The 23,630-nt window shown below is 66.8% G+C and carries 23 protein-coding genes; 9 read left to right on the forward strand and 14 right to left on the reverse strand.

Translation table 11 applies throughout. From position 1 onward, the window contains the following. Positions 1-22 precede the first annotated feature (22 nt). The 3 genes from PV761_RS13155 to rraA form a co-directional block, all read right to left on the reverse strand. A complete protein-coding gene (locus tag PV761_RS13155) occupies positions 23-1,462 on the reverse strand; it encodes a sugar porter family MFS transporter (protein WP_347897343.1) in 1,440 nt (479 codons plus the stop codon). Between the two features lie 321 nt (positions 1,463-1,783). Beyond that, positions 1,784-3,436, reverse strand: coding sequence for an MDR family MFS transporter (locus tag PV761_RS13160; RefSeq protein WP_347897345.1), 1,653 nt, complete (start codon positions 3,434-3,436; stop codon positions 1,784-1,786). Positions 3,437-3,540: 104 nt separating this feature from the next. After that, the gene (gene rraA, locus PV761_RS13165) at positions 3,541-4,041 is read right to left on the reverse strand and encodes a ribonuclease E activity regulator RraA (RefSeq protein ID WP_347897347.1); all 501 of its coding nucleotides are present in this window, start codon (positions 4,039-4,041) and stop codon (positions 3,541-3,543) included. A gap of 99 nt (positions 4,042-4,140) precedes the next feature. Here rraA and PV761_RS13170 point away from each other — a divergent pair, with 99 nt between their 5' ends. The 6 genes from PV761_RS13170 (at position 4,141) to PV761_RS13195 (ending at position 9,905) form a co-directional block, all read left to right on the forward strand. After that, entirely contained in the window at positions 4,141-5,442 is a 1,302-nt protein-coding gene (locus PV761_RS13170) for an MFS transporter (RefSeq protein WP_347897349.1), read from the forward strand. A gap of 148 nt (positions 5,443-5,590) precedes the next feature. Next, positions 5,591-6,166 carry a TetR/AcrR family transcriptional regulator gene (locus tag PV761_RS13175; RefSeq protein ID WP_028271488.1) on the forward strand — a complete coding sequence of 192 codons (576 nt, stop codon included), beginning with the start codon at positions 5,591-5,593 and terminating at the stop codon, positions 6,164-6,166. A gap of 376 nt (positions 6,167-6,542) precedes the next feature. Then, entirely contained in the window at positions 6,543-7,766 is a 1,224-nt protein-coding gene (locus PV761_RS13180) for an NADP-dependent malic enzyme (RefSeq protein ID WP_081818902.1), read from the forward strand. A 183-nt stretch (positions 7,767-7,949) separates the two neighbouring features. Beyond that, positions 7,950-8,450 (forward strand): DUF456 domain-containing protein, encoded by a 501-nt coding sequence (locus PV761_RS13185; protein ID WP_347897351.1) that lies wholly within the window; start codon positions 7,950-7,952, stop codon positions 8,448-8,450. Positions 8,451-8,503: 53 nt separating this feature from the next. Next, entirely contained in the window at positions 8,504-9,469 is a 966-nt protein-coding gene (locus PV761_RS13190; RefSeq protein WP_347897353.1) for a hypothetical protein, read from the forward strand. Positions 9,470-9,545: 76 nt separating this feature from the next. Then, on the forward strand, positions 9,546-9,905 hold the full coding sequence (locus PV761_RS13195; RefSeq protein ID WP_028271492.1) for a nuclear transport factor 2 family protein: 360 nt from the start codon (positions 9,546-9,548) through the stop codon (positions 9,903-9,905). A gap of 16 nt (positions 9,906-9,921) precedes the next feature. On the opposite strand, the gene PV761_RS13200 is transcribed toward PV761_RS13195, so the two are convergent. Next, positions 9,922-10,602, reverse strand: coding sequence for a LysE family translocator (locus PV761_RS13200; protein WP_347897355.1), 681 nt, complete (start codon positions 10,600-10,602; stop codon positions 9,922-9,924). Positions 10,603-10,707: 105 nt separating this feature from the next. Here PV761_RS13200 and PV761_RS13205 point away from each other — a divergent pair, with 105 nt between their 5' ends. Further along, complete coding sequence (locus PV761_RS13205; RefSeq protein ID WP_082506758.1) at positions 10,708-11,163, forward strand: Lrp/AsnC family transcriptional regulator; 456 nt, start codon at positions 10,708-10,710, stop codon at positions 11,161-11,163. Between the two features lie 29 nt (positions 11,164-11,192). Here PV761_RS13205 and PV761_RS13210 read toward each other — a convergent pair whose 3' ends face one another. The 3 genes from PV761_RS13210 to PV761_RS13220 all read right to left on the reverse strand — a co-directional run bounded on the left by PV761_RS13210 (position 11,193) and on the right by PV761_RS13220 (position 13,930). Beyond that, positions 11,193-11,876, reverse strand: a complete 684-nt coding sequence (locus PV761_RS13210) for a hypothetical protein (RefSeq protein WP_347897358.1) — start codon at positions 11,874-11,876, stop codon at positions 11,193-11,195. Continuing rightward, a complete protein-coding gene (locus tag PV761_RS13215; RefSeq protein WP_347897360.1) occupies positions 11,876-13,381 on the reverse strand; it encodes a WXG100 family type VII secretion target in 1,506 nt (501 codons plus the stop codon). Before PV761_RS13215 ends, PV761_RS13210 begins: the two co-directional genes overlap by 1 nt. Before the next feature lie 90 nt (positions 13,382-13,471). Continuing rightward, on the reverse strand, positions 13,472-13,930 hold the full coding sequence (locus PV761_RS13220) for an Lrp/AsnC family transcriptional regulator (protein ID WP_200939327.1): 459 nt from the start codon (positions 13,928-13,930) through the stop codon (positions 13,472-13,474). 365 nt (positions 13,931-14,295) lie between these two features. Between PV761_RS13220 and gluQRS the strand changes: the two genes are divergently transcribed. Next, entirely contained in the window at positions 14,296-15,228 is a 933-nt protein-coding gene (gluQRS, locus tag PV761_RS13225) for a tRNA glutamyl-Q(34) synthetase GluQRS (RefSeq protein WP_347897362.1), read from the forward strand. A 17-nt stretch (positions 15,229-15,245) separates the two neighbouring features. Then, entirely contained in the window at positions 15,246-15,851 is a 606-nt protein-coding gene (locus PV761_RS13230; protein ID WP_028271499.1) for an HD domain-containing protein, read from the forward strand. On the opposite strand, the gene PV761_RS13235 is transcribed toward PV761_RS13230, so the two are convergent. The 7 genes from PV761_RS13235 to PV761_RS13265 all read right to left on the reverse strand — a co-directional run bounded on the left by PV761_RS13235 (position 15,848) and on the right by PV761_RS13265 (position 23,526). Next, on the reverse strand, positions 15,848-17,353 hold the full coding sequence (locus PV761_RS13235; RefSeq protein ID WP_347897364.1) for a carboxylesterase/lipase family protein: 1,506 nt from the start codon (positions 17,351-17,353) through the stop codon (positions 15,848-15,850). The genes PV761_RS13230 and PV761_RS13235 overlap by 4 nt on opposite strands. 82 nt (positions 17,354-17,435) lie before the next feature. Next, positions 17,436-18,089 carry a low temperature requirement protein A gene (locus PV761_RS13240; RefSeq protein ID WP_347897382.1) on the reverse strand — a complete coding sequence of 218 codons (654 nt, stop codon included), beginning with the start codon at positions 18,087-18,089 and terminating at the stop codon, positions 17,436-17,438. Continuing rightward, on the reverse strand, positions 18,011-18,664 hold the full coding sequence (locus PV761_RS13245; RefSeq protein WP_347897366.1) for a low temperature requirement protein A: 654 nt from the start codon (positions 18,662-18,664) through the stop codon (positions 18,011-18,013). Before PV761_RS13245 ends, PV761_RS13240 begins: the two co-directional genes overlap by 79 nt. A 41-nt stretch (positions 18,665-18,705) precedes the next feature. Continuing rightward, positions 18,706-19,347 (reverse strand): hypothetical protein, encoded by a 642-nt coding sequence (locus PV761_RS13250; RefSeq protein WP_347897368.1) that lies wholly within the window; start codon positions 19,345-19,347, stop codon positions 18,706-18,708. Positions 19,348-19,355: 8 nt separating this feature from the next. Then, positions 19,356-20,672 (reverse strand): GNAT family N-acetyltransferase, encoded by a 1,317-nt coding sequence (locus PV761_RS13255; protein ID WP_347897370.1) that lies wholly within the window; start codon positions 20,670-20,672, stop codon positions 19,356-19,358. A gap of 97 nt (positions 20,673-20,769) precedes the next feature. Continuing rightward, positions 20,770-21,726, reverse strand: coding sequence for an L-lactate dehydrogenase (locus PV761_RS13260; RefSeq protein WP_347897372.1), 957 nt, complete (start codon positions 21,724-21,726; stop codon positions 20,770-20,772). Between the two features lie 192 nt (positions 21,727-21,918). Further along, complete coding sequence (locus PV761_RS13265) at positions 21,919-23,526, reverse strand: amino acid permease (protein ID WP_347897374.1); 1,608 nt, start codon at positions 23,524-23,526, stop codon at positions 21,919-21,921. Positions 23,527-23,630 lie beyond the last annotated feature (104 nt).

Here is a 23,630-nt window from a genome sequence, read left to right on the forward strand (position 1 = left end):
CGCGGGGTGCTGAGAGCGTCGGCTAGACCTTGACGGTCCCCTTCGGCACGAACAGCGTTTCCGCCTGTTCCAGCGACATGCCGTTGGTCTCCGGCACCTTGAACATCACAAAGAAGAACGACGCCGCCGCGAACAGCGCGTACATGGCGTACGTGAGCGGCAGCGAACCTGCCGCCATCACGGGGAAGCTCAGCGTGATGGCGAAGTTGGCGATCCACTGGGCAGCCGCGGCAAGGCCCAGGGCGCGGGCGCGGATCCGGGACGGGAAGATCTCGCCCAGCAGCACCCACACCAGCGGGCCCCAGGAAGCGCCGAAGCTGATCACAAAGACGTTCGCGGCCACCAAGGCAACCGGACCCCAGGCGCCGGGCAGCGAAATCTCCTCGCCCGAGCCGGTGGCCGAGGCGAAGGCCAGGGCCATGGCGCCCAGCGAAACCGCCATGCCCACGGAGCCGGCCAGCAGGATGGGGCGCCGGCCGATGCGGTCCACCAGTGCGATGGCCACCAGCGTGACCAGGATGTTGGTGACGGACGTGGCCACGGAGATGGTGAGCGAGTCCTTCTCCTGGAAGCCCACGGCCTTCCACAGCGTGGTGGAGTAGTAGAAGATCACGTTGATGCCGACGAACTGCTGGAGTACGGACAGCGTGATGCCGATCCACACCACGGCCTGCAGGCCGAACACCTTGCCGCGGAGCGAGCCCTTCTGGCCTGCGATCTTGTCTTCCTCGATGGCGGACTGGATTTCGCGGATGTGGCGGTCGGTGTCCTCGGAGGGGGCAATGGTCTGGAACACCTTGCGGGCCTCGTCCTCCTTGCCCTTGAACACCAGGAAGCGCGGGGATTCCGGCAGGGTGTACGCGATCCAGCCGTACACGACGGCGGGCACGGCGCCGGCGAGGAACATCCACCGCCAGGCGTCGATGCCGAGCCACAGCGGCTGGTCCGCGCCGCCGGCCGTGTTGGCAAACAGGGCGTCGGAGAGCAGGGCGGCAAAAATACCCGTGGTGATGGCAAGCTGCTGGAGCGAGGCGAGCCGGCCGCGGACGTGCCGGGGCGAGATCTCGGAAATGTACGCCGGGGCAATGACCGAGGCCAGGCCGATGCCGAGCCCGCCCACCAGGCGCCAGAAGATCAGGTCCCAGACGCCGAACGCGAAGCCGGTGCCGGCGGCGCTCACCAGGAACAGGACGGCGCCGAGCTTCATGGCAGGAATGCGGCCGTACTTGTCGGCCACCTTGCCTGCCAGGTAGGCGCCGGCGGCGCAGCCCAGGAGGGCGACGGCCACGGCAAAGCCGGTGACGGCCTCACTGAGGGCGAATTCGCCCTTGATGGCATCTACGGCGCCGTTGACGACGGAGGAATCGAAGCCGAAGAGGAACCCTCCCACTGCTCCCGCGATTGCGAGGCCGATCACCTTGCGGGGAACGCCAGGGCGGCCTTCAGTGCTGGATGTGGACATGGATCTCCCTTGGGCTTTTGACGCGTTGGGTTTTTGGCTGTGCGGACATCGTTGACCACGGAACCGGCCCTGTTGGCCGGCGCACACGCGCTAAACAGTGTGCCACTTCACGCTGTGAGGTTCCACTTAGGGAAGGAGGGCCGACGACGGCGGGTGCTCCCGCCGTCGTCGTCTCCGGCCTGGCTGGGGGGCCTCATCCGCGGCGTCACGCTGTGCAGGTTTCTACCGGCCGTGGCCGACGGCCGTCCCGGACTTCCGCGGAAACGAAACGGCAGGCCGCCCGAAAGGCTGCCTGCCGTGACGTTCGCGCGAACGGGTGGCCTAGTGCGCCGGTACCGACTCCTTGGAGACGGCCTTCGGGTCCGTCAGCTTCTTGTTCGGCAGGGCGAAGCTGATCAGGAAGGCAATACCGGTGAGCACTGCGGCGGTGAGCATCACGGCGTCGATCGACTGCGCGAAGCCCTCGGTGATGGGGCGGGTGAGCACGGGATTGGCCGTGTGCAGCCAGCTGGTGTCGTTGAGGGAATCGTTGGTGGCGCCGTTCTGGAAGAACTCGTAGAGCTTGGCGTTGGCGGGGTCGGCGGCCATGGCGGGGTCCTTGAGGACCTTCAGGTAGTCGGCGTTCTGCATGGCGTCCTTCATGCCCGTGGCGATCTTGTCCGCGGCCAGGCTGAACAGCATGGAGATGAACACCGCAGTGCCCACTGCGCCGCCCATGGACCGGAAGAACGCGGCGGAGGAGGTGCCCACGCCCATGTCCTTCGCCGGGACGGATACCTGCATGGCCAGCGTGAGCGGCTGCATGCAGAAGCCCAGGCCCAGGCCGAAGAACACCGCGATGACGCCCGGAACCCAGAGCCCGGTGTCCACGCCCAGCGAGAAGCCCATCACGACGGCGGCGGCGGTCAGGACGGCCGTCCCCATGATCGGGAAGATCCGGAAGGTGCCGGAAGCCGAGATGGTCCGGCCGGCGGTGATGGAACCGGTGAGGATGCCCACCGTGAAGGTGATCATCATGAGGCCGGCCTCGGTGGGGGTGAGGCCCTTGACCAGCTGGAGGTACATCGGGAGCATCGCGATGGCGCCGAACATGCCGATGCCGATGATGAAGTTCAGCAGCGAAGACAGGCCGAATGTGAGGTTGCGGAACAGGCGGAGCGGAATCAGGGCGTAGTCGCCGGCGCGCTTCTCAGCCAGCAGGAACGCGATGATGCCGACGACGCCCAGCCCGATGCAGAGGAGGGAAGCCGCCGAGGTCCAGCCCCAGCTGCGGCCCTGCTCGGCCACCAGGAGCAGTGGAACGATGGCCAGCGTAATGGCGGCGGCGCCCCAGTAGTCGATCTTCTGCTTGACGTGCTTGGCGGGCAGATGCAGGTAAAGGAACACGACCGCCAGTGCGGCGAGGCCGATGGGCAGGTTGATGAAGAACACCCAGCGCCAGCCGTCGAAGCCCAGGATGGACTCCGAGCCGGCGAACGCGCCGCCCACCACGGGTCCGAGGACGGAGGAGATGCCGAAGACGGACATGAAGTAGCCCTGGAACTTGGCCCGGTCCTTCAGGGCCACGATGTCCCCGATGATGGTCAGCGCGAGGGCCAGCAGGCCGCCGGCGCCCATGCCCTGGATGCCGCGGGCGATGGCCAGTTCGGTCATGGAGTGCACGGAGCCCGCATACAGGGAGCCGGCCAGGAAGATCACGATCGCGGCGAGGTAGAGCGGCCTTCGTCCGAAGATGTCGCTGAGCTTGCCGTACAGCGGGGTGCTCACCGTGGAGGTGATGAGGTACGCGGTGGTGGCCCACGCCTGCAGGGAGAGCCCGTCGAGGTCGTTGGCGATGGTGTAGATCGACGTGGACACGATGGTCTGGTCCAGCGAGGAAAGGAACATGCCGAGCATGAGACCCACCATCACTGTGATGGTCTGACGCTTCGTCAGGACGTCCCCGGCTACGGGCCCGGCGGCGGTTTTGGACATGACTGCTCCATTACAAAGAAAAGGGAATCAAGCTTGATAGTTGCTTTCAGTAACTATCTTACTTTGAGATTTGTTCCCCTGCCCCGCCGAAATGAGGAATTAACTTAGCGTTCCACCAGGATTCCGTCCGGATCGCACCAGATCATGGCTCCTGGGCGCACCGTGACGCCGTCGATCTCCAGCTCCACATCCGTTTCGCCGGCGCCTTCCTTGGCACTCTTGCGCGGATTGCTGCCCAGCGCCTTGACGCCGAGCGGCAGGTCCGCCAGGACCTCACGGTCCCGGACGGCCCCGTTGATGACGACGCCGGCCCAGCCGTTTGCGACCGCGCTCGCCGCAATCATGTCCCCCATCAGGGCCGTTCGCAGGGATCCGGCGCCGTCCACCACCAGGACGGCACCCTCGCCGGGGGTTCCCAGGGTGGACTTCACGAGGGCGTTGTCCTCAAGGCACCGGATGGTGCGGACGGGCCCGCTGAAGTGGGAGAGTCCGCCCAGCGACTGGAACTGGAGCGCGATGGAATCGAGTTCCTCGCCCCGCTCGTCATAAAGGTCGGCGGTGTTGATGCTGCGGCTCTCGGGGGTGTCTGCGGGGGAAGCGGTCATTGGTCCTCCTCGGAACTGGCTGTGGACAACCCGCATGCAGGCTGTCATGCCCACGATAGTCTGATCGGACACTGATCATCTGTTCCCGGGGGAGCCGCAATGAGCCTGTCCGATCTGCCGGGGCACGTCCCGGACCCATCCGCCGCTGCCGCATCCCCGGGGGGACATACGACGGCGGCGCTCGCCGAACCGGAGCGGAAGGTCACCGCGCGGTGGGTGGCGGGGCTGGTGCTGGTCAATGTCGGGATCAACGCCGCCTTCTTCGGCCCCATCAACGTGTTCATCGGCCAGCAGGCCATCAGCATCGACGCGCCCAGCAAGGAAGCCATCCTGTCCCTCGTGACCAGCGCCGGCGCGGCAGTTTCGTTGGTCGCGAATCCGCTCTTCGGGGCGCTGTCCGACCGCACGGTCTCCGGCTTCGGCCGCCGTGCCCCATGGATCCTGGCGGGGGCCATCCTCGCGACGGCGGCTCTGCTCGCGATGTCCGGGGCCACGACAGTGGCATTGATTGTGCTGTTCTGGTGCCTGGTCCAGTTCGGAGCCAACGCGGCCTATGCGGCCATTACCGCGGCGGTCCCGGACCGGGTGCCGGTGCCGCAGCGGGCCACCGTGGGCGGCCTGGCGGCCATGGGCCAGACAGTGGGCATACTCGTCGGTGCCGTTTTCGGGGCCGTCGTCTCAGGAAACTACATGGTGGGGTACTGGCTGTGCGCCGCAGCGCTCCTGCTGTCCGTGCTGCCATACCTGTTTCACCGGAATGATCCCGTGTTGCCGCGGTCCGCCCGCCCGCCGTTCCATTGGAAGGTCTTCGCCAGGGGCTTCTGGATCAGCCCTGCCCGTCATCCTGATTTTGCCTGGGCGTGGCTCACCCGCTTCCTGATGAACGTCGGAAACCAGCTGACCATCGTGTATCTGCTTTTCTTCCTCCGGGACATCATCGGGTACGAGGAACCGGCGCTGGGCGTGCTGATCCTCACCGGAATCTATGCGGCCATGGTGATGATCACGGCGGTGCTGGCAGGGCCATGGAGCGACCGCGTGGGCAAACGCAAGCCGTTCGTCATCGGGTCCTCGCTCACCATCGCCATGGCGGCACTGATCATGGCCTTCTTCCCGGTCTGGCCGGGCGCCCTGGCTGGTGCCGCGGTTCTGGGCATCGGCTTCGGGGCGTACTTGGCGGTGGACTTCGCACTGCTGACCCAGGTGCTCCCGCAAGCGGCGGACCGGGGCAAGGACATGGGAGTCATCAACGTGGCCGCCTCACTGCCGCAGGTGTTCGCGCCGGCGATCGCCTTCTTCTCCATCCACTACTTTGGCGGGTACGTCACATTGTTTTCCGCGGCCGCGGTGATCGGATTGCTGGGCGCCTTGTTCGTAGTGAAGATCAAGGGCGTGGACTGAAACCGGCCGCGGGGCGCCGCGGCAGAGCACACCGTTTTGACTAATGAGCGCCGGGAACGGTGCCGTATAGTGGACTCGAATTGCTGCGGCAGTGCTCTGATGGGGATCGCCTGACCGCTGTACGAAACCCACTCCCGGAACGCTGCTGATGCTTGAACTCAATTCAGATCTTCCCCCCATGGCTGCGCCGCCGACCCTGCCCCGACAACAGATCCGCTATGCCCGGATCCTGGATGCCGCCGCCGGATTTGCCCGGAAGGGCCTGGACTCCGTCAGCCTCTCCGAGGTCGCGGACAAGGCCAACGTCCCGCTGGGCACCCTGTACCGGTATTTTCCGTCCCCCACGCACCTGATGCTGGGGCTGTACCGGAAGCAGTTGGGCGAGCTGCAGGTGGGAAGCTGGCCGGAGTCGGACGGAAGCCGCGTGCATTCCCTGGCAGGTGTGGTGATGGAGATCTTCCACATGCGGCTGATGCAGCCGGCCGTGGAGCAGTGCCTGAGCAAGGGCGTCTACGCGAAGGACAAGGACACCACGGTTCTCCTTCGGGAGATCGACGCCCTGGCCGAGCAGGCGGTGACGGTGGCAAGCGGCGACGCCGCCAAGTCCCGTGTGCTGTTGCTGACGGTCTCCGGCCTGGTGCAGTCAGTCCGCTGCCGCCGGCTGTCGCTGTTTGAGGCCGAGGAAGACCTGAAGAAAGCCTGCTCGCTGCTGACCCGGTGCTAGTCCATGAGGGGTGCCCGCGGGCACTCCTTCTCCGCTAGCCACGCTTCTCCAGCAGGGACGCTTCGCCAGTAGCGACGCGTAACTGGTCTAGACCAGTGGCCCGCTTTTGGAGGCATGTTTCTGTGACGTGGATCACCTCGATGAATGAAAAAACGTTTTATCACGGCCGGTGGTCGGCCCAGTGTCCATTCGGCCGCTGCGCGTCTGTTTACCATTGCAGGACCGGAGTGGCTAGCAGCCCGTACCTCGCAGGAGCTTCACCGCGGTCCCGCCATCCCTTGGGCCGCACGAGTTCCAGCCAGCCCATCTTGAGCCTCCTATGTGCTTGAGCGTCATTTGTGCCGTGCGCCCACGGCTAGCCCCAGGAGACAACGAAGTGTCCACTGAAACCATCACTCCCGCTGACGGCATTTCCGCCGGGACCGCCTCCGCCGAGCAGCCGACCGTACTGACCGACCAGGAGATCTTCGAATCCCACCAGGGCGGCAAGCTGTCCATCTCCAGCACGGTCCCGCTGGCCACCAAGCGCGATCTTTCCATTGCCTACACGCCGGGCGTTGCCCAGGTCAGCCGCGCCATCCACGCCGATCCGGAGCTTGCCAAGACCCTCACCTGGGCCCAGCGCCTGGTGGTTGTGGTCAGCGACGGCACCGCCGTGCTGGGCCTCGGCAACATCGGCCCCAGCGCGTCCCTGCCCGTCATGGAAGGCAAGTCCGCCCTGTTCAAGTCCTTCGGCGACCTGGACTCCATCCCGCTGGTCCTCAACACCACCGATGTGGACGAAATCGTGGAAACGCTGGTCCGCCTGCGCCCCAGCTTCGGCGCCGTGAACCTTGAGGACATCTCCGCCCCGCGCTGCTTCGAGCTTGAGGAAAAGCTCATCGAAGCCCTGGACTGCCCGGTCATGCACGACGACCAGCACGGCACCGCCGTCGTGGTCCTGGCGGCGCTGACCGGCGCTGCCAAGGTGACCGGCCGTGAACTCGAAGGACTCCGCGTTGTCGTGTCCGGTGCAGGTGCGGCCGGCATCGCCGTCGCCGAAATCCTGCTCACTGCAGGCATCCAGGACGTTGTCCTGCTGGACTCCCGCGGCGTCATCAACAAGGACCGTGCGGACATCGCGGCCGATCCCGCTAGCAAGAAGGCCCAGATGGCGCAGCGCAGCAACCCGCGCGGCATCACCGGCGGCCCGGGCGAGGCCCTGCTCGGCGCGGACGTGTTCATCGGCGTTTCCTCCTCGCAGCTGGCCGAGGAGCACCTCAAGCTCATGAACCACAGCTCCATCGTGTTCGCGCTGTCCAACCCGGACCCCGAAGTCCTGCCCGAGGTCGCCTCCCGCTACGCCGCCGTGGTGGCCACCGGACGCAGCGACTTCCCCAACCAGATCAACAACGTGCTGGCCTTCCCGGGAATCTTCCGGGGCGCGCTGGATGCCGGTGCCCGTCGGATCACTCCCGCCATGAAGCTCGCCGCGGCACGCGCCATCGCTGCGCTGGCCGAGCCTGAGCTGTCCGCCGACTACATCGTGCCCAGCCCGCTGGATCCGCGCGTCGCACCGGCCGTTTCCGCCGCTGTCGCCGCAGCGGTCGAAGCCGAGTAACCGCGGAACACGTTCCGCCAGGAAGTTCGACGGCGGCGCCTCCCGTGCTGGGGAGGCGCCGCCGTCGTCGCATCTGACAGCGTCCTGCCCGCCGGGCGCCAGGAAGGACCCTGCGCAGGTGCCCGCGGGGCCCTGGCGGGCATCCCCGCCGGAACCGTCGCCGGGCAACCCTAGACTGGGGGCATGAACCCCGAGATCCTCGTGACTGTCCTCTGCGGCCTTGCCATCGCGGTGGGCGTAGCCGGCACCGTCATTCCCGTGCTGCCGGGCAGCATCCTCATCGGACTGAGCCTGCTGGCCTGGGCCATCTGGGGTGGCGCCGGAACGGCCGGCTGGGTGGTCTTCGGCATCGGACTGGTGTTCGTCCTGGCAGGAATGGCGGCCAGTGCCGTCCTGACGGGACGCAAGCTCAGGGAACACCGCATCCCCAGCCGCAGCGTGGTGGCGGGTCTCGTCTTTGGCGTGGTGGGCATGTTCCTCATCCCGGTGGTGGGCCTCTTTGTGGGATTCGCCGCCGGTTTGCTGCTCAGTGAATCGCACCGCACCCGCGATTTCCGCACCGCCATGACAACCAGCTGGGCTGCCCTGAAAGCGACCGGGCTGGGCATGCTGGTGGAGTTCGGCCTGGCCTGCCTGGCGGCGAGCACCTGGGTGATCGGCGTCTGGGTGGCCGCAGCCAGCTAGCTGCGCGGAGGCCCTCCCAGCAGCCGCCAAGCGTGCACCACTAGCATGGAAGAATGAGCGCCGGACAGACCTCAGGACCGATCTATCGCGACCAGCGCGACCTCACCCCGTTCGGCGACGGGCTGGTCCGCACGCCGGTGCGTGACATCGCAGACGGCGTGGGCGGCATCCTGCACACCGCCCTGGGCGGCCGGAACGCCGCGCTGCTCAGCGTGGACGGCCCCGTCCCCCGGATGAAGCGGCTCCCCGGAAAGGCTGCCAAGGCAGTGTACGAGGCGGTCTTCCACAACGCCGACCCCAACCGGCTGATCGCCGCCGGCCGCGCCTATCCCGGCTGGGCCGGGCTTTGCTACGTTATGGCCGGGCTCCTCGCCTACAAACAGGGCGGCTACCTGCGGGCCTCCGAGCTCCTGCAGCGGGGCCTCACCACCAGGAACGACGACGACGCCAACCAGTTCGCGTCGGGCTACCTGACGCGTCTGGTCACCCGGGTTGAAGTCGCCGAACGCATCGAGGTGCCGGTCCTGTTCAGCGAAGAAGCCGTCTTCCTGGCGCTGTCGCACTCACTGCGGGAAACGGGCCACCTTGAGGCAGCGCTGCAAACCGTGGCCTCGCTGCCGCCGTCGCTGCCGGCGGCCCTGGCCCGGTGCTCACTGGCCCACGCGCTGGGACGCGACAAGGAGGTGGTGGTGTGGACGGAAGGGCTCCTCAACTCCGATGACCTCTCCGCCGCGCTGCTGCTGGTGCGGGCGCGTTCCCTCCGCCGGCTGGGGGCCGGCGCCGCCGCCCAGTCGGCCCTCAAGGAGGTCCTGCGGCGCCGCAAGACCCACCTGTCGCTGCGGAACGACGCCATGACCGACCGCGCCCTGCTGCTGCTGGACAACGGCCGCAAATCCCTGAACCCGCGGGACTGGCTGCGGGGCCGGCCGGCCGAACTCGAGACCTTCGAAGTCATTCGCAAAGACGTCGAGGAGCGCAGGCTTTGGGAACAGGAATGGAAGCAGCTGGACCGGGAATAGAGCTCCTCGTCCGGGGCAGGCCGGCCCGGCGCAGCGGGCCCTTGTGGGCAATGCCGGGCCGCGGTACAACGGACCAATGAGCGATGCAATCAGGCAGTGGATGGAAAAGTACGTCACCGCATGGACCACCAACAAGCCGGACGATATCCGCGCTCTTTTCACGGAGGACGCCGTCTACGCCACCCGGCCGTACGATCCGCACGCGTGGCGCGGGCATGAGCAGATCGTGGAACACTGGCTGACCGAGGCCGACGAGCCGGAGGAGTGGACCTTTGAATGGGAACCGCTCGGCTCGGACGGCGACCTGCATTTTGTCCAGGGCCGCACCAACTACCTGGGTGACCGCCCCAGCTACGAGAACCTTTGGGTGATACGGCTCGGCCCGGACGGCCGCGCGTCCGCCTTCACCGAGTGGTTCATGGAGCGCAAGGTCTGAGGGTGCGACGGCGGTGCTACTGCCAGGCGATCCCGGCCACCATCGGAATGAGCTGCTCAGACAGCAGCGCGGTGCCCAGCGCCACCATGATGATCCCGCTGGCAAGGGTCACCCGCCGGGCAGCCCCGGGCCGTGAGTGCAGCAGCTTCCGGGAGAGCAGGGCCACGCAGGTGTACACCACGCCCGCCAGCAGGACGAAGGTCAGGCCCAGCAGCCCGGACTGCACCGGAACTGGCAGGGACGCTTCCGGGCTGACGAACTGGGGAACCAGTGCCACGAAGAACAGCAGCCCTTTGGGGTTGATGCCGCTGGTGCCGACGCCCTGCAGGAAGGTGCGGAACTGGTTGGATTCCGCTTGTTTGGAGTCCGCCGGATTAGCCCCTGCCGGGGAGGCCGCTCCGGGGCCAAAACTGGCGCCGCGCCATGACCTGATGGTGCCGAAGCCAAGCCACAGCAGGTAAGCGGCTCCCGCCACGGTCAGCCAGCCAAGCACGCCGGGCGCACCCGCCAGCAGGGCAGCCAGCCCGGCCACCATGAGCACCGTGTGCAGGACGTAGCCGCTGCAAAGTCCGGCCACGGCGGGGACGAAACTGCGCTGTTTGAGGCCGGCCGCAATGGAGTAGGCCCAGTCCACTCCGGGGGTGCAGGCCAGGGCGCCGGCAACCACCAGGAATGCGAGGAACAACTGGGGATTCACGGGCGGCCTCCTACGGTGTGCTGATAGGAGAAACTCTAGGTAAATTGCCGCCACAAGTGTTCCCTGATTTACTCAGGAAATGCCGCCGGTGGGTAAGATAATTGCGTGATTGACCACATTGACAGAAATATCTTGCGTCACCTGAAAACGGATGGCCGGATGACGGCCACCGCGCTTGCCGCAAAGGTGGGACTGACCGTCGCGCCGTGCCACCGGCGGCTGCGTGACCTGGAGTCCTCGGGGGTGATCCGTGGCTACCGCGCGGACATCGACCCGGCCGCCGTCGGGCTCGGTTTTGAAGCGATCGTTTTTGTGACGCTGCGGCAGGTGGACCGGCCCACCATGGAGATCTTCGAGAACCGGGTGGCGGACAATCCCAATATCGTGGAGGCGCAGCGGCTGTTCGGCTCGCCGGACTACCTGCTGAAGGTTATCGCCGAGGACCTGCCCGCCTACCAGCGCTTCTACGACTCCGAGCTCACGTCGCTGCCCGGCGTCGAGCGGCTGACGTCAACACTGGTGATGAAGAACCTGAAGTCGAACGCCGGTCCGCCGGTCTAGGCGTCCCGGATTCCGGCGAAGCCTGCCGGTCAGGCTGCCGGGCTGACGTGGACGATGATCACCTGGGTGTCCTTGGCGCCGTCGTACCGGAGGTCGTAGTTGACCTCCAGCCCCGTGGACGTTCCCGGAGTGATGGAAAAGTCACTCTTTCCCTCAGGGTCCTTCTCCGTCGAGGAAATCCACCGCTCAGCGGAGCCGCCGTCGATTCCATAGCGCTGAACGCCGTCGCGGATCAGGCCGAAATACTCAGCCGCCGAATCTGCGGTCAGGAAGTAGGTCACCTCGCTGAAATCGGGACTCTGGTCCGTGGTGTTGAAGCGGATCCGGTCCGTTTCGCCCGCGATCTCGCCGTTGGGCGCCACAATGGTCAGCGCGATCTTGCCCGAGTCGCGGGTGTTGATTTCCGGACCGGAGCTGTCCTGGGTGACCCGCACGTCAGCCTTCTTCAGCGAACCCGAACTCATGTCCAGCCGCGCGGTTTTGGTGGCGCGGATCCGGTCCACTCCGGCGGCGTCGAGGGTGGAAAAGTCGGAGGTGCTCACGGTGCTCCCTGCAGAAGATGATGCGGCGGACGTCGGTTCGGTGGTGTTGGGGCTGCTGGTCTGGCAGCCGGTGAGGGCCAGGCTTCCGGCCAGGCCCAGCACGGCCAGGACACGGCGGACGACGGCGGCCTGCCGCCCAAGGCGCGGGCGGACAGCCGGCAGCGCGGGCATCACTGGTGCACCTCGGCGTCGAAGCCCGAGGCAAAGCGGTCCATGATGCCCGGAATATTGTTCGTGGGACGGTACTGGTCCACGCGGTCGTTGAAATCCGAGCCGATGATTTGCCGGGCTCCCGCCGGGTCAGTGGCCAGCAGGTTTTGGTAGGCCGGCAGGGTGTCCTGCTTGATGAGCTCCCAGCGCTGGTCGGCATTGGCGATGTTCCCATCGGGGAAGCCGGTGGTGAAGTCCGTGCGGAACTGGGTGGGGTTGTCCCAGTTGGTGAAGGGCACGTTTTCCGGGCCCGGACTTTCCACACTGAACTTGTAGGGGAACACTTCCGGGTAGCTCCTGGCGCCGGGGATGGACGGTTCCCCGGCCAAGGTCACCATGTAGGTCACGGCTTCGCCGCCGGGATGGCTGCGCATGGTGTCGTAGTCGTCGGCGATGATTTCGTTCTGCTCCCGGTAGAGGAGGGCAGTGTTTCCTGCCTGCACCTGCGCGGGGTCGCCGGAATCGACCTGGGCCCAGGCGCGGGCGGTGGGGTAGTCGATGGCGCCGGAGTCGCGGAGCCGGTTGATCTCCGCCAGGCCGCCGTTCATGTAGGCCTGGTGCTGCCGGGCCTGGTCCAGGAAGATCTCCTTGTTCATGTCCAGCATGCTGGTCTCGTAGAACTTGATTTCCTGGTCGGTCATGCCTGCCAGCTGTTCGATCTGGTCCAGGACCGGCACTGGAATGTCCGACGCCGGGTTGTCCGCGATCTGCTGCGCAAGGTCCCGGAGCATGGCCATGTCCCTGAACCCGCCGGCGAACGACGGTCCGATCATGTTGGCCATCCCGGCCCACTGCAGGTCCGGGTTGGACAGGTAGGCCTGCCCGTAGAAGTCGTAGACCTTCTTGATGGTCTCCCAGTTGTATTCCGTGCCCTTGGACGTATCCCAGTCCGCGGGATCGATGCCCATGTCCCGCATGGCCTGCTGGTTCCAGTAGTCGGTGAGGAACGCCGAATACTCCGGCGAATTCTTCTCGATCAGTCCCGAGTCGGCCGCTGCGTCCAGGGCGGACTTTGCGGCGTCCGGGTTGGCCAGCGCCCACTGCTTGAACTCATCGCTTTCCAGGTAGTCCTGGCGTTCCTCGGCGGTCATGCCGTTGAGTTTGTCCGTCAGTTCCTGAGCGGCGCCGTCCGTCTGTGGATTGCCGCCGCCGGGCCCGGCCGGCCCGCCGTTGCCGCCGTTGCTGCCGCCGGTTGAACTCGTGCTGGCCTGATCCTGTTGGTCGGCATTCCGCAGCAAGGCCTTGGAGGCGTTCTGGATCCCGGCGGCAGCCTCCCGGAGCACCTTCGAATGGGCTCCCTTCCAATCACTGCGGAAGCGGTCGCCGTCGTTGCCCTTCCACGGACTGGAGGCGATGGAGGTGCCCAACTGCTGTCCCAGCTGGTCCAGCCGGCTGGCACTTTTCGCCAACTCTTTTGCGAGCTGGCGTAGCTGTGCGACGTCCGCACCGTAGAAGTTCCCCGCCACATTTCCCCCTGTTGAAGTCCACGGCCAGCCTAATGCCCCGGCTGGAGGCGGCGATGGGGAGAAGTACCCCGCGCACTCCGCCTCGCACTTTCAGGCGTCCAGCAGCCCGGTGGTGCGGTACGGGATGACTTCGCGCAGGAACATGCTGGTGGACGTGCGGACGATTCCGGGGCAGAGGCGGATCTCCTCGGACACGCGGTAGAGGTCGTCCGGGCTCTTGGCCACCACCCGGATGAGGAGGTCGGTGTCGCCGGCGGGCGCGTGGCATTCCAGGACTTCGGGGATCTTGCGCAGGGCGGCGATTGCCTCGTTCAGGTGGCTCTGGTCCAGTTCGGCGCTCACCGCTGCGGCCACGCCGCGGCCCAGCGCCGAAGGCAGCACCCTGCTGCTGTTGGGGCGGAGGGCGCCCGACGCCGTCATCCGCTCCAGGCGCGACTGCACAGTTCCGCGCGCCAGGCCCAGCTTCTGTGCCAGCACCATGATGGGCACGCGGGGGTCGTCGTCCAGTGCGGCAAGGATCCGCCGGTCCGTTGGATCGAGTTCCTGCAATCTGATCACTTCCTGCCTGCTGGCGCCCTAGTGGCTGATCAGTCTGACCAGTGGAACGCATGCTCGTTGCGCCTACTGTAGGTCTTCTGCTGAAATGATGGCAACAAAGGGACGCAGGCCACCGCCGGATCCCGCAGGCCACAGGACCCCCGGCACACCACCCGGTCCCTGGAAAAGGTTTCCCGCAAGGAGGCTGCCGCTGATTGACTCTTGTTCACGCATCGTCTCTCCGCAAACACGGCAAGAGCCCCTGAGCTCCCGACGTCGGATCCCCGAAGTCATCGGTAGCTGAGGGGCTCTTGTGTTGTCCGGGCTTGTGTCGGGGCACTGCCAACCTCCATGGCCAAAACGCCTAGGCTTGAGCCATGACTTCAGCCGGCCGCTTTGCCCCGAGCCCATCCGGTGAACTCCATGTCGGAAACCTCCGGACGGCGATCCTCGCCTGGCTGTTTGCCCGCTCCACCGGCCGGCGGTTCCTGATGCGCGTGGAGGACCTGGACCGTGCCCGTGCGGGTGCAGAGGCGGAGCAGCTCCGCGATCTGGCGGCCGTCGGCGTGACCTGGGACGGCGGCGTCGTGCGCCAGACGGAACGCGAGCCGCTGTATGCGGAGGCGATCCGCCGCCTGGCTGGCGCCGGGCTGACGTATGAATGCTTCTGCACCCGGCGTGAAATCCAGGAGGCGCCGTCCGCGCCGCACGCCCCGCAGGGCGCCTACCCGGGGACGTGCCGGAACCTTGACCCGGCGGAGCGTGAGTTCAAGAGGACCATCCGGCCTGCCGCTGTCCGGCTGCGCTCGGCCGTCACCGGCTGGACGGTGGAGGACCTGCTGCACGGCACCTACACGGGCGTGGTGGACGACTTTGTGCTCCGCCGCAATGACGGGGTCACTGCCTACAACCTGGCAGTGGTGGTGGACGACGCCGCGCAGGGAATTGACCAGGTGGTCCGCGGGGACGACCTGCTGCCGTCCACGCCCCGGCAGGCGTACCTGGCCACCCTCCTGAATATTCCCGTTCCGGAATATGCCCATGTGCCGCTGGTGGTTAACTCCGACGGCGCCCGGCTGGCCAAGCGCGACGGTGCGGTGACGCTGGCCGACCTGGCCGACGCCGGGCTGGACGCCGGACGGGTCCGGGACATCATCCTGGAATCGCTCGGTCTCCCGCCCGGACCGCTGCCGCGGGTCCTGCCATCCTTTGACCCGTCGGCGCTGCCGCGGGAGCCGTGGGTATGGCCCGGTGTTCCAGGCACAGGCACAGGCACGGGCACAGGAGCAGGCGCGGCCACGGGCGCCTAGGCGCGTAGGCTGGAACCATGCCAGACACAGGAACCACGGACGCAAGCGTCCCCCAGCCACGATTCACTGTTGAGACGGCCAAGGTCCTCGCCGAAGTGGCGCACAACCGTCAGAAGGACAAGCTCAAGCGGCCGTACCGCGAACATGTCCTCGCCGTCGGCGACGCCCTGGCGGATTTCGACGACGACATCCGGATTGCCGGCTACCTGCACGATATTGCCGAGGACACCCCGATCACCCGGCAGGCACTGCTGGACATGGGCGTCTCCGAACGCGCCGTGGGCATCATTGAGCGCGTCACCAAACGGCTGCACGATAACCCGGACGATTACCAGGCCGGCATCCGGTTCATTGCCGAGGACCACGATGCCACGCTGGTCAAAATCGCGGACAACGCGCACAACTCACTGCCTGAACGCGTCAAGGCCCTGGCCGAGAAATGGCCGGACAAGCCGCCGATTACCCGCTACGACGAGGCCAGGCCGGTGCTTTACGATGCCGTCCCGGTCGAGGAAGTCCGCAAGATCCTGGCCCGGGTAAACCCGTGGCTGCTCGAGGAACTGGACGACCGCCTGGACGAGGCGGACGACACCGACTACGAGAACCTCTCCTACGAGTCCTAGCGGACGTCCGCCCACAGTTCGCGCTCCCACGCCCGGGGGTCGTACACCAGGCTGGAATCGATGTTGAAAAGCATCGTGGCCCTGCGTTCGAGGCCGTAGTCCGGCCAGCCGGGATCGCCGGTGGCGGCGAACGAAACCCAGGCGGCATGCATGGCATCGGCCAGTTCCTGCGGCGGATCCGCCCCGAGCAGCGGTCCGAACAGCCTGGAGTGCTTGTCCAGGGTGCCGAAGACGAACGGCACTTCCACGGCATGGACCGCGCCGAGGCCGGGGGCGGGCCAGGCGAACTCGTACATGAACGTACGCGCTGAGGTGGCCGACGTTGCGCGGGCATCGGCCAGGCGGATGGCCGGTAGCCGCACCCACAAGTCGGTTTCCACGGCCGCGAGCACGTCGCCGGGAGAACTGTCCGGATAATGGGCGCGGTACTCGCGGTATGCCGTCCCGGCGGGAAGACCGTATGCCCCAATGGGCGGGAAGCCGTCCACGCTCCTCGATTCCACCAGGTCCTGCTCCGAGACCTTCGAAATGACACCGGTGATGGCAAGGAACAGCTTCCAGTCCTCGGTATTGGTGCCGACCATAACGTCCACCGTGGACGCGGCGCCGGCCGCGATCCGTTCGATGGGGCGCCGTGGAATGACGTCGCCGTCGACTGTCGGTTGCCAGAGCATCGAGCTGGACAGCACTTCCTGTCCCCAGCGTGCCGGGTCGGGGTCGGCAAAGAGATCCGCCTTCAACTCCGCCTGCGCCGCGAGGAATTGCGGGGCGGGCACCGCTGCCAGGGCCTCCCGGGTTGGCGGAACCCCCAGCTTCCCGGCAAGGAACCCGCCGATTCTCTGGGCGGTCCCGGTGGGGATCGCATGGTGGGCTGCCCCGCTTTGCAGGATGGCCCGCCGGAACAATCCTTCCGCACGCGGCATCGAGAGAAGGACGCCGATGCTCATGGCACCCGCCGACTGGCCGAAGACTGTGACGTTGCCGGGATCGCCGCCGAAGGCTGCAATGTTCCCGCGGACCCACTCCAGGGCAGCGACCTGGTCGAGGAGGCCGACGTTGGCCTGCCCGTCGCCAAGGTCCAGGAATCCGTCCGCGCCCACCCGCCAGTTGATCACCACACATACGACCCCGTCACGGGCGAAGTTCCGGCCGTCGTACGCCGCCGTCGAACCGATTTCGAACGCGCCGCCCTGGATCCAGACCATGACCGGCAGGCCCGAGCCGCCCGGGTCCGGTGTCCAGATGTTGAGGTTCAGGCAGTCCTCACCCGCCAGCCCGGTGTCCCACTCCGTGCCGGCGCTTTCCGGTGGAGCCAGCTGGAACGGGGCTGCGCCGTACCGGGTGGCGTCGCGGACGTCGGTCCAGGGCTGGACCGGCTGTGGCGGGCGGAGCCGGTTCGCGCCGGACGCCGGCGCCGCGTACGGGACGCCCAGGAAACGGTGCACGCCGCCGTCCGCGCTGCCGCGCAGCTGGCCGTTCGTGGTGCTGACAACGCTGTCCATGCCTGCCGCCTTAATGCCCCGGGTTTCTTGGGGTTGGCTCCCACTCTGGCAGGCCGCAGCGATGCGGCTGAAGGGCCGAAGGTCACCCGTTGCGGGCCGGGCCTGTTGCAGACGCCCGTTCCAGGCGCTCCAGTGCTGCGTTCATCTTGCCGGCGCCGCGCCTCTCATCGATCACAATCGACGCGCCGAGTACCAGCACGATCACGAGCATGCAGACAGGCACCGAGACGCCGGCGGCGGCCAGGCCAACGCTGGCCGCCAGCGACGCGAGGACTCCCGCTGCCACGGCAATGACCGTGCGGTCCGCGCAGATCATGACGCTGTAAAGCCAGGTCAGGGAGACTTTGAACAATGCCACGGGGACGGCGATGCTGGCCACTGCCACCGCGGCGCTGATGTGCGCCACATGGTCGATGAAGTAGGCCGCCACGTGCAGGCCGGCGCCGGTGGCCGCGATGGCAGCGAAGATGGGGATGTGCCCGTACCCGAAGAAGAAGGAACGGTGCCGCTGGAGGTGCAGGGCGCGGCCGGCGGGCAGGATGAAGTAGATCCACCACATCGCGAAGGCCAGTGCCGTTCCGCTGAAGCCCACCATCGCCGCGTCCACGCTCCAGCCATGGTGGGCCACGATGGCGCGCAGCGTTTCGATGGCACCGATCAGGCATTCGCCGAGGGCGATGATGGCCAGCAGGCCGTAGCGTTCGGCGATGTGGTGCGCATGCCAGGGGGTCCGCAGTGAACGTCCGCCACGTAGGGGGTCGCCATCTCCAGGGCGTAGAGCGGAACGGTCATCAGGATGGTCGGGAGTACGTCCGCCTGGATGATCAGCACTGCGATCCAGCCGAGCTGCACCACACCAAGGTACGTCGCGTAGCGGAGGCATGTCTGGCGGCGGGCCGGGTCCTGCCGCGCGGCACGCAGCCACTGGAACACCAGGGCAAGGCGCATAATCACGTAGCCGGCCACGATCACGGCGTTGTCCACATGGCGGCCCTCCACGAGGGAGTGGAACAGGGGCTCGATGCCCATGGCCAGAACCAGTACGCCCAGCATCTGGACCATGGTGACCACGCGGAAGACCCAGTCGTCGGTGTCATAGGCGCTCGCGAACCAGGTGAAGTTGATCCAGGCCCAGATCACGGCGAACATCGAGAAGGAGAAGCCCAGCAGGCCGGCACCGTAGTGGGCCTCGGCGATTTCGTGGGCGAACTGGGTCCCGGCCACCCCGAACGCAATCACGAACGTCAGGTCAAAGAACAGTTCCAGCGGCGTTGCTGCCCGATGCCGTTCGTGCGGGTCGCGGCCGCCCATGCGGGGGCCATGGCATGCCGGAGGGGATTGTTGGACATGGCTCAAAGAGTACCGGCGGGAGCAGCGGCTCCACACCGCCTGCTCCGCGCCCGCAACATCAAGCCGATGTACACGAGATCGAAGACGCTGCAGAGGGCGCCGACCCCCAGAACCAGGGGCGAGTGGCCGAACCAGCCGAACACGATGGTGGGTGCCAGAGTTCCGATCCACTTGGCCACGGCGATGAGCAGGGACTGGCCCCGTGCGCCCCCGCGGGCGGCGAACATGGCGATGAACAACCCGGACATCAGCAGGTTCTGCAGGAAGGCCGAGTAGCGCGCCGCCGCATCCCAGCCGAACTCCGCGACAAACAGCAGCTGCACGGCAAAGGCGGTGACCCCCAGGAGCAGAGCCCAGCCCAGGAAGAGTTTCCGCGTCACCCACGCGGGGAGCTCGGCCCGGCCGAACCTGAAGAACGTGTACAGGATGGCGACGTCTGCCAGAGCCCACACGATGTTGAACACGCCCTGGACGGAGACTGCTGTTGCCGCGGAACGCGAGGCATAGATGGCTTCCCATGCGAAGTTCAGCGCCAGTGCCGCCGCCGGGATCGCATAGCTCCGGTCCCGGAATCCGACCCGGATTGCCTCAACGTACACCGCCGTCCAGGCGATGCCGCTGACAACAGTGAGGAACAGAATCAACCCGGCCCTTACACCCGGCCCAGCGAGTCGATGTCCTCAAGGAAGTCCTGGTGGACCTCCTTGCTTACCGTCGTCCGGGTGTCAGCAATCGCGTCGAGGTAGTCCTGCGTGGCGGGACCCTTCCGGACGGCTTCGCGGACCGATGCGGTGCCCCCGGAAGCCAGCCCGCCGTCGTCGTACACTGCCTTTTCCAGTGCACGCTGGGAGGCGCTCCGGGCCGCGTACTCAATGTCCGCGGGGGAGAATCCCTCAGTACGGTCCACCAGCAGCTCCACGTCCACGTCGTCCACCACGCTGGCCGGAATGAACCGCTGCCACATGGCCTCCCGCGCCTGCCGGTCGGGCAGGCCGATGGGGATGACGTAGTCGAACCGGCCGTGGCGCAGGAAGGCGGTGTCCAGGGCGCGGATGAAGTTGGTGGCGCAGACCAGCAGGCGGCCGGGCTGCTCGCGGAAGGCCGGGATGATCTTGAGGAGTTCGTTGGTGACGCCCTGCAGCGGCGACGGCGGCTCACCCGAGCGCTGGGACGCAATCTCCTCCACCTCGTCTATGAACACCACGGCATGTTCCAGCTCGGCGATCTCCAGGAAGGTCTCGCGGAGCGCACCGGCCAGGCCCTTGGGGTCGGCCGCGAGCCGGGAGGGGAATACTTCCACGAACGGCCATTCGAGCCGGGACGCGATGGCCTTCGCAAACGTTGTTTTGCCGGTACCGGGAGGGCCAAAGAGGACGACGGCCCGGGGCGGCACCACGCCGAATTCGTCCGCCAGGTCCGCCTCGGCAAGAGGGAGCACCAGCCGGCGTTCCAGGAGTTCCTTCTCGTTGCGCATGCCGGCCACGTTTTCCCAGAGGTCGCGGGCCAGGATGCGGCCGCCGAGGAGGCCCAGGGGTTCAAGCTCCTGGCGCTGGACGGGAATGGTCCGTTCGAAGTACCGCAGGTTTTTCTTGAGCACGAAGCCGCGGCTGAGGAAGGCCTCCACCCGCGTTTCGGACTCCGGCATCAGCGCGGACAGCTTGTTCAGCCCGTGCGGGGCCATCCGGTTTTCGACGGCGGCCAGCAGCGACGTGCCGATCCCCCGCCCGCGGTATTCGGGGAGGGTTGCCAGGAAGACGATCCAGCCCTGGTCGTGCGCGGCGCGTCCGACGGCGGCGCCCACCACCATATCGCCCTGCACGGCCACCACGGCGTGGTCTTTTTCGCAGGAGGCCAGGACCTCGGAGAGCGCGTAGACGGGCTCGACGTTGGTGGCCTTGAGGGATTCCCAGAGGTGCAGGATGCCGTCAAGGTCGGCCGAGTGGAAATCCCTGATCCGCCAGGTGGTCATGAGCGTTTCTCCTGTGGTGGTTCGTCGTTGAGCCAGCGTGAACTTCTCAGCTGAGCATATGCGAACCGGGGCTCCGAAGGGTTGCGGCGGCGTTGCATTACGCTGTCTGGATTCCCAACGTGCCCATCGTGTTCCGCAGCGTGTCGGCGGAATGCTGCAGGGCTGCCAGTTCGCCGTCGTCCATGGGCGTGTGAAGCACTCGGTGCACGCCGCCGCGCCCCACGATGCTGGGAAGGGACAGCGCCACGCCGGAGATGCCGTAAGGGCCGTCCAGCACGGTGGACACGGGCAGCACGGCGTTCTCGTCCCGGAGCAAGGCTTCCACGATCCGCGCGCCGGAGAGGCCGATCGCGTAGTTGGTTGCACCCTTGCCGGCGATGACCTTGTAGGCCGCCTGCGTCACTTCGCGGGCCGTCTCGGTGAGGTAATCCGCAGTGAATACCCGTTCGCCGTCCACTTCCCAGTCCCGGATGGGGACGGGGCCGATCGTGGCCCCGGACCACACCGGGAACTCCGTGTCGCCGTGCTCGCCCACCATGCTGGCATGGACGCTGGCCACGGAGACGCCGGCACGGCGGGCCAGCAGCCAGCGCAGCCGCGACGTGTCCAGCACGGTGCCGGAGGAGAAAACACGTTCCGCCGGCAGCCCCGAGATCTGTCGCGCCGCCACGGTGAGAACGTCGCAGGGGTTGGTGACCAGGACATAGACGGCGTCCGGGGCACGCTGGAGCAGCTGTGGCATGAGCTGCTCCAGGATGCGGACGTTGGTCCCGGCCAGGTCCAGGCGGGTTTGGCCCGGCGCCTGCTTCGCGCCCGCCGTGATCACCACGACGTCGGCGCCTTCCGTCACGGCGATGTCTCCGCCGCCGGTGACGGTGGCGGCAGCCGCGGCGAACTGGGTGCCGTGGGCGAGGTCCAGGACCTCAGCCTCCGCTTTGAGGGCATTGACGTCGAACAGGGCGATATTGCTGGCCGAACCCCGGATCAGGGCGGCGTACGCGAGTGAGGTGCCGACGCTTCCGGCTCCCACCACCGCAAGTTTGGATCCTGACATGAGCTACCTCTTCCCCGGTCCCGGAGTGCCAGGACCCTCGCTGGTGATGGAACTGCCCGCAATGGCTTCATGCTACCGATTCACGAGCAGCCACACACCAGCGCGAACGGACACTTGCGGCCCTTGAATCCGAAGATTTTGGGGCCGCAAGTGTCCGTTCGCGCTACCAGGATGCGTGGGTGGAGGGAGTGGTTAGCTCTTGCCGGCCGAGCCCGAGCCCGAGCCCGAGCCCGAGCCTGAACCCTGGCCAGCGCCCGGGCCAGCGCCCGGGCCTGGGCGGTTGGCGACCAGCGGGTAGGGGCCGGTGAAGCCGTCGCGGACTGCGGCCAGCTCCAGGACCCGGTCCCGGCAGAGGCGCCAGCCCAGCATGAGCGCCGGAACCACGATCACCAGCGAGGCGATGGTCCAGGTTCCCACGGGGGAGTCGAAGGCCATCAGGACCAGCACTGCCAGCAGGAAGGCCAGCGTGATCCAGCCGGTCACGGGCGCGCCGGGCATCCGGAATGCCGGGCGGAGGAGTTCGCCGCGCCTGGCCAGCCGGGCCAGCTGCATCTGGCACAGCACAATCACGGCCCAGGTGCTGATGATGCCCAGGGATGCCACGTTCAGGACGATTTCGAAGGCTTCGGCAGGAACGATGGCGTTCAGCACCACACCGAGGACGGCCACAGCCGCGGTCAGTGCAATACCGCCGTAGGGGACGCCGGCCTTGTTCATGCGGGACGCGAACTTCGGTGCGGAGCCGGTGACGGACATGGAACGCATGATGCGGCCGGTGGAGTACAGGCCGGCGTTGAGCGAGGACAGCGCCGCCGTGAGGACCACCAGGTTCATGATGGCGTCCACGCCTTCGACGCCGATGGAGCCGAAGAAGGTGACGAACGGGCTTTCGCCGGCTTTGTACGCGGTGTACGGCAGGAGCAGGGAAAGCAGCACCAGGGAGCCGACGTAGAACACCGCGATCCGGAAGATCACCGTGTTGATGGCCTTGGGCATGATCTTTTCCGGGTTCTCGGTTTCGCCGGCCGCGGTGCCGATCAGCTCGATCGAAGCGTAGGCGAACACCACTCCCTGCATCACCACAATGGCAGGCAGCAGCCCGTTGGGGAACATGCCGCCGTTGTCCGCGATCAGGCTGAAGCCCACCTGCTGGCCGTCCACCGGCGTGCCGAAGATGACGAAGTAGATGCCCACCACCAGGAAGGTCACCAGCGCCACCACCTTGATAAGCGCGAACCAGAACTCCAGTTCGCCGAAGACCTTGACGGAGATCAGGTTCAGGCCGAGCACCAGGACCAGGGCCGTCAGCGCCCACACCCATTGGGGAACGTCCGCAATGGGTGCCCAGTATTTCTTGAAGAAGTTCATGTAAAGCGCGACGGCGGTGATGTCCACGATGGCGGTCATCGCCCAGTTCAGCCAGTACAGCCAGCCGGTGACGAACGCGGCCTTTTCGCCGAAGAACTCACGGGCATAGGAGACAAACGATCCCGACGAGGGGCGGTGCATCACGAGCTCGCCGAGGGCGCGCAGGATCATGAAGGCGAAGAAGCCGCACACCGCGTAGCTGATGATGAGGGCCGGACCGGCGGTGGCAAGCCGGCCGCCGGCGCCCATGAAGAGGCCGGTCCCGATCGCGCCGCCGATGGCGATCATCTGGACCTGCCGGGGCTTGAGCCCCTTGTGGTAGCCCTCGTCCTCGCGGTGGAGGGTGGCTTCGGAGGCGTGCGCGTGCGCAGGGATGGTGTGGTCGGTGATGGCCTGCTGTTGTGGGGCAGTGTCCTGTTGGGGCTGTGTCATGGGGGGTCCTTAGTTGAGGGACTACTTGCTGAGGTTGGCCAGGCGTTGCGGGCTGAGGAGCTCTTCCAGTTGCTCGGCGGTGAGCAGCTGGTGTTCGAGGACCA

This window comes from Arthrobacter sp. CC3 (assembly GCF_039907775.1).
In the GTDB taxonomy this organism is placed as follows: Bacteria; Actinomycetota; Actinomycetes; order Actinomycetales; family Micrococcaceae; genus Arthrobacter.

Bases quoted from the DNA above. Each gene is read 5' to 3' on its own strand.
- PV761_RS13155 (WP_347897343.1), bottom strand. From the start codon at position 1,462: ATGTCCACATCCAGCACTGAAGGCCGCCCTGGCGTTCCCCGCAAGGTG.
- PV761_RS13160 (WP_347897345.1), bottom strand. From the start codon at position 3,436: ATGTCCAAAACCGCCGCCGGGCCCGTAGCCGGGGACGTCCTGACGAAG.
- rraA (WP_347897347.1), bottom strand. From the start codon at position 4,041: ATGACCGCTTCCCCCGCAGACACCCCCGAGAGCCGCAGCATCAACACC.
- PV761_RS13170 (WP_347897349.1), top strand. From the start codon at position 4,141: ATGAGCCTGTCCGATCTGCCGGGGCACGTCCCGGACCCATCCGCCGCT.
- PV761_RS13175 (WP_028271488.1), top strand. From the start codon at position 5,591: ATGCTTGAACTCAATTCAGATCTTCCCCCCATGGCTGCGCCGCCGACC.
- PV761_RS13185 (WP_347897351.1), top strand. From the start codon at position 7,950: ATGAACCCCGAGATCCTCGTGACTGTCCTCTGCGGCCTTGCCATCGCG.
- PV761_RS13190 (WP_347897353.1), top strand. From the start codon at position 8,504: ATGAGCGCCGGACAGACCTCAGGACCGATCTATCGCGACCAGCGCGAC.
- PV761_RS13195 (WP_028271492.1), top strand. From the start codon at position 9,546: ATGAGCGATGCAATCAGGCAGTGGATGGAAAAGTACGTCACCGCATGG.
- PV761_RS13210 (WP_347897358.1), bottom strand. From the start codon at position 11,876: ATGCCCGCGCTGCCGGCTGTCCGCCCGCGCCTTGGGCGGCAGGCCGCC.
- gluQRS (WP_347897362.1), top strand. From the start codon at position 14,296: ATGACTTCAGCCGGCCGCTTTGCCCCGAGCCCATCCGGTGAACTCCAT.
- PV761_RS13230 (WP_028271499.1), top strand. From the start codon at position 15,246: ATGCCAGACACAGGAACCACGGACGCAAGCGTCCCCCAGCCACGATTC.
- PV761_RS13235 (WP_347897364.1), bottom strand. From the start codon at position 17,353: ATGGACAGCGTTGTCAGCACCACGAACGGCCAGCTGCGCGGCAGCGCG.
- PV761_RS13245 (WP_347897366.1), bottom strand. From the start codon at position 18,664: ATGGGCGGCCGCGACCCGCACGAACGGCATCGGGCAGCAACGCCGCTG.
- PV761_RS13255 (WP_347897370.1), bottom strand. From the start codon at position 20,672: ATGACCACCTGGCGGATCAGGGATTTCCACTCGGCCGACCTTGACGGC.
- PV761_RS13260 (WP_347897372.1), bottom strand. From the start codon at position 21,726: ATGTCAGGATCCAAACTTGCGGTGGTGGGAGCCGGAAGCGTCGGCACC.
- PV761_RS13265 (WP_347897374.1), bottom strand. From the start codon at position 23,526: ATGACACAGCCCCAACAGGACACTGCCCCACAACAGCAGGCCATCACC.